This is a genomic window from Tenacibaculum sp. Ill (genome assembly GCF_051938915.1).
GTDB classification, from domain to species: domain Bacteria; phylum Bacteroidota; class Bacteroidia; order Flavobacteriales; family Flavobacteriaceae; genus Polaribacter; species Polaribacter larymnensis.
Genome location: NZ_JBPSCW010000002.1, coordinates 2,532,493 through 2,548,466, shown reverse-complemented (window position 1 = coordinate 2,548,466; position 15,974 = coordinate 2,532,493). Strand labels below are relative to the sequence as shown.

Annotated in this window: 3 protein-coding genes; all 3 read left to right on the top strand. The window is 41.6% G+C overall.

Annotation, left to right across the window (positions count from 1 at the left end):
* Positions 1–41: 41 nt before the first annotated feature.
* The 3 genes from ACTPNM_RS11940 to ACTPNM_RS11930 all read left to right on the top strand — a co-directional run bounded on the left by ACTPNM_RS11940 (position 42) and on the right by ACTPNM_RS11930 (position 15,950).
* A complete protein-coding gene (locus ACTPNM_RS11940; protein WP_440121996.1) occupies positions 42–587 on the top strand; it encodes a Smr/MutS family protein in 546 nt (181 codons plus the stop codon).
* Between the two features lie 46 nt (positions 588–633).
* The gene (locus ACTPNM_RS11935) at positions 634–1,758 is read left to right on the top strand and encodes a cysteine desulfurase family protein (RefSeq protein WP_440121995.1); all 1,125 of its coding nucleotides are present in this window, start codon (positions 634–636) and stop codon (positions 1,756–1,758) included.
* Positions 1,759–2,147: 389 nt separating this feature from the next.
* Complete coding sequence (locus ACTPNM_RS11930; protein WP_440121994.1) at positions 2,148–15,950, top strand: gliding motility-associated C-terminal domain-containing protein; 13,803 nt, start codon at positions 2,148–2,150, stop codon at positions 15,948–15,950.
* Positions 15,951–15,974 lie beyond the last annotated feature (24 nt).

Here is a 15,974-nt window from a genome sequence, read left to right as displayed (position 1 = left end):
ACAAGCTAATACCCTTTTAGCTAATTAAATAAAGGTTAAGGATGTGTTTAGAAATCGGTAATAAAGTGGCAGTAATTGATGCTGATATTAGAGGATTTGTAACAAAAATTAAAAATGAAGAGATTTTTGTTAAAGATGAGGACGGAATGGAGTATTGTTTTCTTAGGAAAGAATTGGTAAAAGTTGAAGTAGATCAAAATGAGTTAAGCAAGTATTTTGACATCAATAATCCAATGCTAAAAGCAAAAATTCAATCCAAAGAAAAGAAGAAAAAAACATCTTTTGTAAAAGATAAAAAAGAAATAGTAATGGAAGTAGATTTACATGCTGAAAAGTTGGTTAAGTCTACAAGAGGAATGGATAATTTTGATATTTTATCAATACAAATCAATACAGCAAAACATAAATTAGAATACTGTATATCTAAAAGAATATCAAAACTAGTTTTAATACATGGAGTAGGAGATGGGGTTTTAAAAACTGAGTTACAATACTTATTAAATAACTATCCAGTTAAATATTATGATGCTTCTTATCAAAAATATGGACAAGGAGCTACCGAGGTATATATTTTTCAAAATCAGTAATTTTTTGAAAGCTTAACTATCAGAAAGAAAACCTTATTTTTGCCCTATGAAATCTGTTTACTTAGACAATGCAGCAACAACACCTATGTTGCCTGAAGTTATTGAAGCTGTTCAACAATCAATGCTAACAAATTTTGGTAACCCATCATCTACTCATCAATATGGTAGGAAAGCTAAAGCTGCGGTAGAAACAGCTAGAAAAAATATAGCAAAACATTTTAATGTGTCTTCAAGTGAAATTATTTTTACAGCTGGAGGAACAGAAGCAGACAATCTAATTTTATTTAATGCAGTTTTAAATTTAGGAGTTGAAAGAATTATTACTTCTAAGATAGAGCACCATGCAGTTTTAAATACAGTTAAGTTTTTAGAAAGAGAATACAAAATAACTGTAGATTATGTTAGGGTAAATGAAAACGGAACTGTTTCAATGGAGAGTCTGGGGGACTTACTAAATAAATCAAAGAAAAAAACTCTGGTGAGTTTAATGTATGTAAATAACGAGATAGGTAATTTACTGTCTATAGAAGATGTGGTAGTATTATGTAAAGAGCATGAAGCGTATTTTCATTCAGATACAGTACAGGCTATAGGGCATTATCATTTAGATTTACAAAAAACACCAATAGATTTTATTGCAGCAAGCGCTCATAAATTTCATGGACCTAAAGGAGTAGGATTTGCTTATTTTAAAAAAGGTATAGGAATACTACCGATGTTACATGGAGGAGAGCAGGAAAAAGGAGCTAGGTCAAGCACAGAAAATGTACACTCCATAGTTGGTATGGAAAAAGCGTTAACTATAGCTTATGAAGATTTAGAAAAAGATAAAGAGTATATTTTAGGATTAAAAAAGTACTTTGTAGATAAAGTAAAAGAAATAATTCTAAATGTAAAGGTTAACGGAGAGTCAGTAGAAAAAACAAGTTATACAATATTGAACTTACAATTTCCTATTGAAGATAAAATGTTGTTATTTAATTTAGATTTGTCTGGAGTAGCTGTTTCTGGAGGTAGTGCTTGTCAAAGTGGAAGTAGTAAAGGATCTCATGTGTTACAGGAGTTTTTAGATGAAAAAGAAGAAAAGAAAACATCTGTACGGTTTTCTTTTAGTAAATTAAACACAATTGATGAAATCGATTATGTCATAAGTCAGTTAAAAAAGTACTAAAAAAATAATAAAGTCTTTTTTATTTGTATTTAAGGCGTTTTTTTATTTCTTTGCTAGAGAATTATTCTTATTAGAAATTAAGTCTTTATAAAGCGTTTCTAGAGAGTTTTTAAAATAGGTTTTATTTATAGATTATCACTAGTGTGTTTTTTTTATCTATAATGTGACCTAAATTGTTAATTTTACGTCTAATATTTTAGTGAAAGTAAAAATAGTTTACTTTTGCACACTAAAAATAATTAGAAGCCCCCCACAAGAAATAAGTTGTAAAAGAGCAACTTAACGTTTTGTGTGGGGTTTTTTATATCCCACCGTATTGTTTATTAAAAAATAAATAGCCTCGAAGAATTTTGGGGTACAACATTGTATATAAAATAAAATGTATTAATATGGGGGAAAGCTACGTTTCTAAAATCAGTACATATAAGAAGGTCTTCTTTTTAGTACTAATCCTTTTATTTTCAGTTAAGTCTTTTGCGCAGGATACTTTTGCTGATAATTTCAATACACAATCTTATTCTGTAAATGATGGTAACCAAAATTGGTCTACTAATTGGATTGAAACAGACCCTGATGGTAGTGCAGGGCCTAATGGTGATTATGTAGGAATTACAGGAGGGAAGTTGTTTTTTCATTGGGCTTATCAAAATAATGAATCCATAAGAAGAAGCGCAAATCTATCAGCTTATTCTTCAGCAATATTATCCTTTGATTGGGAAACAGTTGGTTTGGGTAATAATGAATCTTTACGTGTTCAAATTTCAAATAATGGAGGAGCTTCTTATACTCAAATAGGTTCTCTAGAAGGAAATACTATAGGGGCTTTTAGTTTAGATGTATCGGGATACATTTCTTCTAATACTACTATTAGATTTATTAATACTCAGCAAAATTGGGAAAGTAATGAGTATGTTTACATAGATAATTTTTTAATAACAGCAACATCATATACATTTGAATGTGATAAAGTCTATGCTACTTCTTCGACAACTGGAAGATCATCAGTTTATGAATTAACAGGAGCTACTATGACACCTGTGTATACAGCTCCTCAAAATGTAGGCGGTTTGGGTATAAGTTCAAACGGAAATGCATATTATGATAACGCAACATTTACTAATCCTCCACTTTACATTTCAAATGGGGGAATACAAACTACTAATGGTGCTACCATGCCTAATTTACGTGTGGGGCAAGCTGCAGATGCGTTAGGGAATGTTTATTATATAGATAGTTCATATCATTTACGAAGAGTTAACAATGGTGCTACGGGGGTAGCAACGGATTTGGGAGCTTTAGTTTTTGATGGAGGAGATACAATAGGACCTTCGTTAGCTTTTGGAGATATGACGTTTGACGGTAATGGGAGGCTTCATTGGTACGCTTCAGTAGGTGGTTCAGGAGCATCTTATTTGTATGTGATAAATACAAATACTTTAGAAACTAAAAGTTTAGGTAATGTAGGGCCAAATACAGCAACAGGTATTGCATTTGATAGTAGTGGAAATATGATTACGAGTACATCTAATGGAGATGGAACTAGTGATATTTACTCAATAGACTTTTCGTCACCAACATTATCAGGAACTCTTATCGGTACAGCATCACCAGGGGTATATGATATGGGGTCTTGTTCAACTCCAACCTATAACCCTAATTTAACAGCAACAAAGTCTGTTAAAAATATAACAAAATCAGCAGATCCAGCTGTTATAGCGTTAAGTGGAGATGTATTAGAGTATACTATAGTAGTAAATAATATAGGTAATTTATCAGCTTCTAATGCCACATTTATAGATGCAATACCGATCTCTACAACTTATGTAGCAAACTCGACTCAGTTAAACGGAGTTTCGGTAGCTGATGTAGGTGGTAATATGCCATACATTACTGCTACAGAAATACATTCTGATACACAACCAGACGGGGTAGTTACTATTGGTAGTCCTGTTACTATTACATTTAGAGTAACAGTAGATAACGGAATATTACCAGCTAATATCGATAATACAGGAACAGTAGAATATCCTATTGTTACAGGAGGTGTTACTACTAATCAATCAGTTAATTCAAATACAGTTAGTACACCTACAGGGGATATATGTACACTCGGTATAAATGACTCAGATGGAGATGGGATTGATGATATTTGTGATTTAGATGATGATAATGATGGTATTTTAGATACCGAAGAAGGAGGTTGTACTACTAATGATTTCATTATTTTCGGAGGTGATGGTGGTAGTACTACTAATTTTTCTCAATCAGCAGTTTCTTCAGTTATATTTAACTTTTATTATGTAGATAACTCTGTAGCAATAGAAATAAATGGGGGAGGTTTAAATGTAAATAATATTCTTCAATTAGAAGGAGTTGCGGGAGTAGGTGAAGTTTTTTTAGAGTTTGAAGACGGGGCTGCTATTGGAACACCATGGCTAGCTAACAGCAATGGTTTACCAAGATTACAAGTTAAAATTGATTTTTCAGGAAATGTAATTGTTTATGGTTCTCGTTCAACAACTTCTGTATCTTTAGAATTAATGCGAATCAGAGGAGGAGGAGTTTTTAATACAATTTCATTTGTAGCAGGAAATAATACTTTTGATATAGTAAACCCAGATGAAGGAGGAGTACCTAATCCAGAACAGATTGGAGGAGTAGCTACAGTATATTCTTCTTGTACAGATACAGATAATGATAATATCCCAGATTATTTAGATACCGATTCAGACGGAGATGGTTGTTTTGATGCTATAGAGGGAGCAGGTTCTTTTACAGTATCAGATTTAACGTCAAGTAATAATTTGGCGGATGATAATGAAGGAACAGTTGATACTACTGGAGTGCCTACTAATTCAGGGAGTCCTCAATCTACTACTGCTCATGTAACAACTGTAAACACAGCTCCAAATGCAGGAACTATTTCTGGAAGCACATCTGTGTGTGCTGCAAGTTCAATTACATTAGTAACAGATGGAGATGCTGGAGGAGTTTGGAGTTCAGATGATCTAGCAGTAGCAACGGTAGATGCAGGAACAGGAGAAGTAACAGGGGTTTCAGCAGGAATGACAACGATTACCTATACAGTTACTTCTGCGGGTGGTTGTGAAGATGAGGCTACTTATAATGCAACAGTAAGTGATCCAGCAGCACCAACAGGAACTGCAGCACAGAGTTTCTGTTCAATCGATAGTCCAACAGTAGCAGACTTAGCAGCAACAGGAACAGGTATCCAGTGGTATGCAGCTTCAACTGGCGGAACGGCATTAGCTAGTACGGTTGCTTTAGTAGATGGAACAAGCTACTATGCAACACAGACCGTAGGCGGATGTGAGAGTGATACAAGATTTGAAGTAACAGCAACAGTAAGTGATCCAGCAGCACCAACAGGAACTGCAGCACAGAGTTTCTGTTCAATCGATAGTCCAACAGTAGCAGACTTAGCAGCAACAGGAACAGGTATCCAGTGGTATGCAGCTTCAACTGGCGGAACGGCATTAGCTAGTACGGTTGCTTTAGTAGATGGAACAAGCTACTATGCAACACAGACCGTAGGCGGATGTGAGAGTGATACAAGATTTGAAGTAACAGCAACAGTAAGTGATCCAGCAGCACCAACAGGAACTGCAGCACAGAGTTTCTGTTCAATCGATAGCCCAACAGTAGCAGACTTAGCAGCAACAGGAACAGGTATCCAGTGGTATGCAGCTTCAACTGGCGGAACGGCATTAGCTAGTACGGTTGCTTTAGTAGATGGAACAAGCTACTATGCAACACAGACCGTAGGCGGATGTGAGAGTGATACAAGATTTGAAGTAACAGCAACAGTAAGTGATCCAGCAGCACCAACAGGAACTGCAGCACAGAGTTTCTGTTCAATCGATAGCCCAACAGTAGCAGACTTAGCAGCAACAGGAACAGGTATCCAGTGGTATGCAGCTTCAACTGGCGGAACGGCATTAGCTAGTACGGTTGCTTTAGTAGATGGAACAAGCTACTATGCAACACAGACCGTAGGCGGATGTGAGAGTGATACAAGATTTGAAGTAACAGCAACAGTAAGTGATCCAGCAGCACCAACAGGAACTGCAGCACAGAGTTTCTGTTCAATCGATAGTCCAACAGTAGCAGACTTAGCAGCAACAGGAACAGGTATCCAGTGGTATGCAGCTTCAACTGGCGGAACGGCATTAGCTAGTACGGTTGCTTTAGTAGATGGAACAAGCTACTATGCAACACAGACCGTAGGCGGATGTGAGAGTGATACAAGATTTGAAGTAACAGCAACAGTAAGTGATCCAGCAGCACCAACAGGAACTGCAGCACAGAGTTTCTGTTCAATCGATAGTCCAACAGTAGCAGACTTAGCAGCAACAGGAACAGGTATCCAGTGGTATGCAGCTTCAACTGGCGGAACGGCATTAGCTAGTACGGTTGCTTTAGTAGATGGAACAAGCTACTATGCAACACAGACCGTAGGCGGATGTGAGAGTGATACAAGATTTGAAGTAACAGCAACAGTAAGTGATCCAGCAGCACCAACAGGAACTGCAGCACAGAGTTTCTGTTCAATCGATAGTCCAACAGTAGCAGACTTAGCAGCAACAGGAACAGGTATCCAGTGGTATGCAGCTTCAACTGGCGGAACGGCATTAGCTAGTACGGTTGCTTTAGTAGATGGAACAAGCTACTATGCAACACAGACCGTAGGCGGATGTGAGAGTGATACAAGATTTGAAGTAACAGCAACAGTAAGTGATCCAGCAGCACCAACAGGAACTGCAGCACAGAGTTTCTGTTCAATCGATAGTCCAACAGTAGCAGACTTAGCAGCAACAGGAACAGGTATCCAGTGGTATGCAGCTTCAACTGGCGGAACGGCATTAGCTAGTACGGTTGCTTTAGTAGATGGAACAAGCTACTATGCAACACAGACCGTAGGCGGATGTGAGAGTGATACAAGATTTGAAGTAACAGCAACAGTAAGTGATCCAGCAGCACCAACAGGAACTGCAGCACAGAGTTTCTGTTCAATCGATAGTCCAACAGTAGCAGACTTAGCAGCAACAGGAACAGGTATCCAGTGGTATGCAGCTTCAACTGGCGGAACGGCATTAGCTAGTACGGTTGCTTTAGTAGATGGAACAAGCTACTATGCAACACAGACCGTAGGCGGATGTGAGAGTGATACAAGATTTGAAGTAACAGCAACAGTAAGTGATCCAGCAGCACCAACAGGAACTGCAGCACAGAGTTTCTGTTCAATCGATAGTCCAACAGTAGCAGACTTAGCAGCAACAGGAACAGGTATCCAGTGGTATGCAGCTTCAACTGGCGGAACGGCATTAGCTAGTACGGTTGCTTTAGTAGATGGAACAAGCTACTATGCAACACAGACCGTAGGCGGATGTGAGAGTGATACAAGATTTGAAGTAATAGCAACAGTAAGTGATCCAGCAGCACCAACAGGAACTGCAGCACAGAGTTTCTGTTCAATCGATAGTCCAACAGTAGCAGACTTAGCAGCAACAGGAACAGGTATCCAGTGGTATGCAGCTTCAACTGGCGGAACGGCATTAGCTAGTACGGTTGCTTTAGTAGATGGAACAAGCTACTATGCAACACAGACCGTAGGCGGATGTGAGAGTGATACAAGATTTGAAGTAACAGCAACAGTAAGTGATCCAGCAGCACCAACAGGAACTGCAGCACAGAGTTTCTGTTCAATCGATAGTCCAACAGTAGCAGACTTAGCAGCAACAGGAACAGGTATCCAGTGGTATGCAGCTTCAACTGGCGGAACGGCATTAGCTAGTACGGTTGCTTTAGTAGATGGAACAAGCTACTATGCAACACAGACCGTAGGCGGATGTGAGAGTGATACAAGATTTGAAGTAACAGCAACAGTAAGTGATCCAGCAGCACCAACAGGAACTGCAGCACAGAGTTTCTGTTCAATCGATAGTCCAACAGTAGCAGACTTAGCAGCAACAGGAACAGGTATCCAGTGGTATGCAGCTTCAACTGGCGGAACGGCATTAGCTAGTACGGTTGCTTTAGTAGATGGAACAAGCTACTATGCAACACAGACCGTAGGCGGATGTGAGAGTGATACAAGATTTGAAGTAACAGCAACAGTAAGTGATCCAGCAGCACCAACAGGAACTGCAGCACAGAGTTTCTGTTCAATCGATAGTCCAACAGTAGCAGACTTAGCAGCAACAGGAACAGGTATCCAGTGGTATGCAGCTTCAACTGGCGGAACGGCATTAGCTAGTACGGTTGCTTTAGTAGATGGAACAAGCTACTATGCAACACAGACCGTAGGCGGATGTGAGAGTGATACAAGATTTGAAGTAACAGCAACAGTAAGTGATCCAGCAGCACCAACAGGAACTGCAGCACAGAGTTTCTGTTCAATCGATAGTCCAACAGTAGCAGACTTAGCAGCAACAGGAACAGGTATCCAGTGGTATGCAGCTTCAACTGGCGGAACGGCATTAGCTAGTACGGTTGCTTTAGTAGATGGAACAAGCTACTATGCAACACAGACCGTAGGCGGATGTGAGAGTGATACAAGATTTGAAGTAACAGCAACAGTAAGTGATCCAGCAGCACCAACAGGAACTGCAGCACAGAGTTTCTGTTCAATCGATAGTCCAACAGTAGCAGACTTAGCAGCAACAGGAACAGGTATCCAGTGGTATGCAGCTTCAACTGGCGGAACGGCATTAGCTAGTACGGTTGCTTTAGTAGATGGAACAAGCTACTATGCAACACAGACCGTAGGCGGATGTGAGAGTGATACAAGATTTGAAGTAACAGCAACAGTAAGTGATCCAGCAGCACCAACAGGAACTGCAGCACAGAGTTTCTGTTCAATCGATAGTCCAACAGTAGCAGACTTAGCAGCAACAGGAACAGGTATCCAGTGGTATGCAGCTTCAACTGGCGGAACGGCATTAGCTAGTACGGTTGCTTTAGTAGATGGAACAAGCTACTATGCAACACAGACCGTAGGCGGATGTGAGAGTGATACAAGATTTGAAGTAACAGCAACAGTAAGTGATCCAGCAGCACCAACAGGAACTGCAGCACAGAGTTTCTGTTCAATCGATAGTCCAACAGTAGCAGACTTAGCAGCAACAGGAACAGGTATCCAGTGGTATGCAGCTTCAACTGGCGGAACGGCATTAGCTAGTACGGTTGCTTTAGTAGATGGAACAAGCTACTATGCAACACAGACCGTAGGCGGATGTGAGAGTGATACAAGATTTGAAGTAATAGCAACAGTAAGTGATCCAGCAGCACCAACAGGAACTGCAGCACAGAGTTTCTGTTCAATCGATAGTCCAACAGTAGCAGACTTAGCAGCAACAGGAACAGGTATCCAGTGGTATGCAGCTTCAACTGGCGGAACGGCATTAGCTAGTACGGTTGCTTTAGTAGATGGAACAAGCTACTATGCAACACAGACCGTAGGCGGATGTGAGAGTGATACAAGATTTGAAGTAACAGCAACAGTAAGTGATCCAGCAGCACCAACAGGAACTGCAGCACAGAGTTTCTGTTCAATCGATAGTCCAACAGTAGCAGACTTAGCAGCAACAGGAACAGGTATCCAGTGGTATGCAGCTTCAACTGGCGGAACGGCATTAGCTAGTACGGTTGCTTTAGTAGATGGAACAAGCTACTATGCAACACAGACCGTAGGCGGATGTGAGAGTGATACAAGATTTGAAGTAACAGCAACAGTAAGTGATCCAGCAGCACCAACAGGAACTGCAGCACAGAGTTTCTGTTCAATCGATAGTCCAACAGTAGCAGACTTAGCAGCAACAGGAACAGGTATCCAGTGGTATGCAGCTTCAACTGGCGGAACGGCATTAGCTAGTACGGTTGCTTTAGTAGATGGAACAAGCTACTATGCAACACAGACCGTAGGCGGATGTGAGAGTGATACAAGATTTGAAGTAACAGCAACAGTAAGTGATCCAGCAGCACCAACAGGAACTGCAGCACAGAGTTTCTGTTCAATCGATAGTCCAACAGTAGCAGACTTAGCAGCAACAGGAACAGGTATCCAGTGGTATGCAGCTTCAACTGGCGGAACGGCATTAGCTAGTACGGTTGCTTTAGTAGATGGAACAAGCTACTATGCAACACAGACCGTAGGCGGATGTGAGAGTGATACAAGATTTGAAGTAACAGCAACAGTAAGTGATCCAGCAGCACCAACAGGAACTGCAGCACAGAGTTTCTGTTCAATCGATAGTCCAACAGTAGCAGACTTAGCAGCAACAGGAACAGGTATCCAGTGGTATGCAGCTTCAACTGGCGGAACGGCATTAGCTAGTACGGTTGCTTTAGTAGATGGAACAAGCTACTATGCAACACAGACCGTAGGCGGATGTGAGAGTGATACAAGATTTGAAGTAACAGCAACAGTAAGTGATCCAGCAGCACCAACAGGAACTGCAGCACAGAGTTTCTGTTCAATCGATAGTCCAACAGTAGCAGACTTAGCAGCAACAGGAACAGGTATCCAGTGGTATGCAGCTTCAACTGGCGGAACGGCATTAGCTAGTACGGTTGCTTTAGTAGATGGAACAAGCTACTATGCAACACAGACCGTAGGCGGATGTGAGAGTGATACAAGATTTGAAGTAACAGCAACAGTAAGTGATCCAGCAGCACCAACAGGAACTGCAGCACAGAGTTTCTGTTCAATCGATAGTCCAACAGTAGCAGACTTAGCAGCAACAGGAACAGGTATCCAGTGGTATGCAGCTTCAACTGGCGGAACGGCATTAGCTAGTACGGTTGCTTTAGTAGATGGAACAAGCTACTATGCAACACAGACCGTAGGCGGATGTGAGAGTGATACAAGATTTGAAGTAACAGCAACAGTAAGTGATCCAGCAGCACCAACAGGAACTGCAGCACAGAGTTTCTGTTCAATCGATAGTCCAACAGTAGCAGACTTAGCAGCAACAGGAACAGGTATCCAGTGGTATGCAGCTTCAACTGGCGGAACGGCATTAGCTAGTACGGTTGCTTTAGTAGATGGAACAAGCTACTATGCAACACAGACCGTAGGCGGATGTGAGAGTGATACAAGATTTGAAGTAACAGCAACAGTAAGTGATCCAGCAGCACCAACAGGAACTGCAGCACAGAGTTTCTGTTCAATCGATAGTCCAACAGTAGCAGACTTAGCAGCAACAGGAACAGGTATCCAGTGGTATGCAGCTTCAACTGGCGGAACGGCATTAGCTAGTACGGTTGCTTTAGTAGATGGAACAAGCTACTATGCAACACAGACCGTAGGCGGATGTGAGAGTGATACAAGATTTGAAGTAACAGCAACAGTAAGTGATCCAGCAGCACCAACAGGAACTGCAGCACAGAGTTTCTGTTCAATCGATAGTCCAACAGTAGCAGACTTAGCAGCAACAGGAACAGGTATCCAGTGGTATGCAGCTTCAACTGGCGGAACGGCATTAGCTAGTACGGTTGCTTTAGTAGATGGAACAAGCTACTATGCAACACAGACCGTAGGCGGATGTGAGAGTGATACAAGATTTGAAGTAACAGCAACAGTAAGTGATCCAGCAGCACCAACAGGAACTGCAGCACAGAGTTTCTGTTCAATCGATAGTCCAACAGTAGCAGACTTAGCAGCAACAGGAACAGGTATCCAGTGGTATGCAGCTTCAACTGGCGGAACGGCATTAGCTAGTACGGTTGCTTTAGTAGATGGAACAAGCTACTATGCAACACAGACCGTAGGCGGATGTGAGAGTGATACAAGATTTGAAGTAATAGCAACAGTAAGTGATCCAGCAGCACCAACAGGAACTGCAGCACAGAGTTTCTGTTCAATCGATAGTCCAACAGTAGCAGACTTAGCAGCAACAGGAACAGGTATCCAGTGGTATGCAGCTTCAACTGGCGGAACGGCATTAGCTAGTACGGTTGCTTTAGTAGATGGAACAAGCTACTATGCAACACAGACCGTAGGCGGATGTGAGAGTGATACAAGATTTGAAGTAACAGCAACAGTAAGTGATCCAGCAGCACCAACAGGAACTGCAGCACAGAGTTTCTGTTCAATCGATAGTCCAACAGTAGCAGACTTAGCAGCAACAGGAACAGGTATCCAGTGGTATGCAGCTTCAACTGGCGGAACGGCATTAGCTAGTACGGTTGCTTTAGTAGATGGAACAAGCTACTATGCAACACAGACCGTAGGCGGATGTGAGAGTGATACAAGATTTGAAGTAACAGCAACAGTAAGTGATCCAGCAGCACCAACAGGAACTGCAGCACAGAGTTTCTGTTCAATCGATAGTCCAACAGTAGCAGACTTAGCAGCAACAGGAACAGGTATCCAGTGGTATGCAGCTTCAACTGGCGGAACGGCATTAGCTAGTACGGTTGCTTTAGTAGATGGAACAAGCTACTATGCAACACAGACCGTAGGCGGATGTGAGAGTGATACAAGATTTGAAGTAACAGCAACAGTAAGTGATCCAGCAGCACCAACAGGAACTGCAGCACAGAGTTTCTGTTCAATCGATAGTCCAACAGTAGCAGACTTAGCAGCAACAGGAACAGGTATCCAGTGGTATGCAGCTTCAACTGGCGGAACGGCATTAGCTAGTACGGTTGCTTTAGTAGATGGAACAAGCTACTATGCAACACAGACCGTAGGCGGATGTGAGAGTGATACAAGATTTGAAGTAACAGCAACAGTAAGTGATCCAGCAGCACCAACAGGAACTGCAGCACAGAGTTTCTGTTCAATCGATAGTCCAACAGTAGCAGACTTAGCAGCAACAGGAACAGGTATCCAGTGGTATGCAGCTTCAACTGGCGGAACGGCATTAGCTAGTACGGTTGCTTTAGTAGATGGAACAAGCTACTATGCAACACAGACCGTAGGCGGATGTGAGAGTGATACAAGATTTGAAGTAACAGCAACAGTAAGTGATCCAGCAGCACCAACAGGAACTGCAGCACAGAGTTTCTGTTCAATCGATAGTCCAACAGTAGCAGACTTAGCAGCAACAGGAACAGGTATCCAGTGGTATGCAGCTTCAACTGGCGGAACGGCATTAGCTAGTACGGTTGCTTTAGTAGATGGAACAAGCTACTATGCAACACAGACCGTAGGCGGATGTGAGAGTGATACAAGATTTGAAGTAACAGCAACAGTAAGTGATCCAGCAGCACCAACAGGAACTGCAGCACAGAGTTTCTGTTCAATCGATAGTCCAACAGTAGCAGACTTAGCAGCAACAGGAACAGGTATCCAGTGGTATGCAGCTTCAACTGGCGGAACGGCATTAGCTAGTACGGTTGCTTTAGTAGATGGAACAAGCTACTATGCAACACAGACCGTAGGCGGATGTGAGAGTGATACAAGATTTGAAGTAACAGCAACAGTAAGTGATCCAGCAGCACCAACAGGAACTGCAGCACAGAGTTTCTGTTCAATCGATAGTCCAACAGTAGCAGACTTAGCAGCAACAGGAACAGGTATCCAGTGGTATGCAGCTTCAACTGGCGGAACGGCATTAGCTAGTACGGTTGCTTTAGTAGATGGAACAAGCTACTATGCAACACAGACCGTAGGCGGATGTGAGAGTGATACAAGATTTGAAGTAACAGCAACAGTAAGTGATCCAGCAGCACCAACAGGAACTGCAGCACAGAGTTTCTGTTCAATCGATAGTCCAACAGTAGCAGACTTAGCAGCAACAGGAACAGGTATCCAGTGGTATGCAGCTTCAACTGGCGGAACGGCATTAGCTAGTACGGTTGCTTTAGTAGATGGAACAAGCTACTATGCAACACAGACCGTAGGCGGATGTGAGAGTGATACAAGATTTGAAGTAACAGCAACAGTAAGTGATCCAGCAGCACCAACAGGAACTGCAGCACAGAGTTTCTGTTCAATCGATAGTCCAACAGTAGCAGACTTAGCAGCAACAGGAACAGGTATCCAGTGGTATGCAGCTTCAACTGGCGGAACGGCATTAGCTAGTACGGTTGCTTTAGTAGATGGAACAAGCTACTATGCAACACAGACCGTAGGCGGATGTGAGAGTGATACAAGATTTGAAGTAATAGCAACAGTAAGTGATCCAGCAGCACCAACAGGAACTGCAGCACAGAGTTTCTGTTCAATCGATAGCCCAACAGTAGCAGACTTAGCAGCAACAGGAACAGGTATCCAGTGGTATGCAGCTTCAACTAGCGGAACGGCATTAGCTAGTACGGTTGCTTTAGTAGATGGAACAAGCTACTATGCAACACAGACCGTAGGCGGATGTGAGAGTGATACAAGATTTGAAGTAACAGCAACAGTAAGTGATCCAGCAGCACCAACAGGAACTGCAGCACAGAGTTTCTGTTCAATCGATAGTCCAACAGTAGCAGACTTAGCAGCAACAGGAACAGGTATCCAGTGGTATGCAGCTTCAACTGGCGGAACGGCATTAGCTAGTACGGTTGCTTTAGTAGATGGAACAAGCTACTATGCAACACAGACCGTAGGCGGATGTGAGAGTGATACAAGATTTGAAGTAACAGCAACAGTAAGTGATCCAGCAGCACCAGTAGTAACAGTAGTAGATAACTGTGATGGGACGAGTACCTTAAGTACAACAGCAAGCGGCAGCTTGTTATGGAGTACAGGAGAAACCACAACAAGTATTACGGTAAACAGTGCGGGGGATTATAGTGTAACGACTACGGTTGATGGTTGTACGAGTGCAGCAGGAACAGGAACTGCAGCACCAAAGACGACCCCAAATGCAGGAACCAACGGAACGTTAACAATCTGTGAAGGAACAACAGTAACAGAAACGCAGTTATTTGCAGAGTTAGGTGGGACGCCAGATACAGGAGGTACTTGGTCACCAGCCTTAACCGGAGCAGGAACTTATACCTATACAGTAGCAGCAACGAGTTCATGTACAAGTGAAGCTACATCTGAAGTAGTAGTAACAGAAGAAGCAGCACCTTCAGCACCAATTATATCAGTTGAAAGAGCTACATGTTCAATACCAGGCAGAGCTGTAATTAGTAATTACGATTCAAGTCTAACTTATATTTTCAACGATGCTACATTAAGTGTTGACGAAAACGGTATAATTAGTGGATATGTTTTTGGAATTACTTATACGGTAAGTGCAAGTGGTAGTTGTGCAAGAGGATCTTCTGAAGATTTTGTAGTGAATGGTAGATTGTCAGGAGAAGACTGTGTAGATACAGATAATGATGGTATACCAGATGTTATAGACATAGATGATGATAATGATGGTATACCAGATGTAGAGGAAGGAGATGGATCAGTAGATACAGATAATGATGGGATTCCAGACTCATTAGATCTAGATTCAGATAACGATGGTATTAATGATGTGATAGAAGGAGGAAATGGAGATTTAGATACCAATGGAGATGGTGTAATAGATTCTAATGATTCAGGGTATACAGACGCTAACGGAGATGGACAGGCTGATGATTCAGTAGATACTAATGAAGAACCAGATACAGATGGAGATGGTATTCCTGATTACCAAGATTTAGATAGTGATGATGATGGAATTAATGATGTAGTAGAAGGAGGAAATTCTGATGAAGATGGAGACGGTCAAGTAGATAATCCTTCTGAAGATTCAGATGGAGATGGTATAGCCGATAGTGTAGACGGATTTGACGGTCATGGAGATGCCAATTCTCCAGATAATAATACAGATCCAACAGGTCCTAATAGTGGAGGAAATGGTGTAGTTGATGATAGTGGAATAGATTCTGATGGAGATGGTATAGCTGATAGTGTAGATGGATTAGAAGGCTTTGGTGATGCTATTAATGAAGACACTTGTGTAAAAGTTAATAATCTGATGAGTCCAAATGGAGATTCAGCTAACAGTTATTTGCATATCGACTGTATAGAAAATTTCCCTAGTAATACTATTGAAATTTTTAATAGATGGGGTAATACAGTATATAGAGCAAAAGGGTATAATAATAGTAGTATTGTGTTCAGAGGGATTTCTGAAGGAAGAGCAAATATAAATGTAGGTGATAAATTGCCAGTTGGAACATACTTCTATATTTTAGACCTTGGAAACGGAAGCAAAGTTAAAAAAGGCTGGATTTACATTAATAGATAATCTGGATTTATAAAAAGACTGATG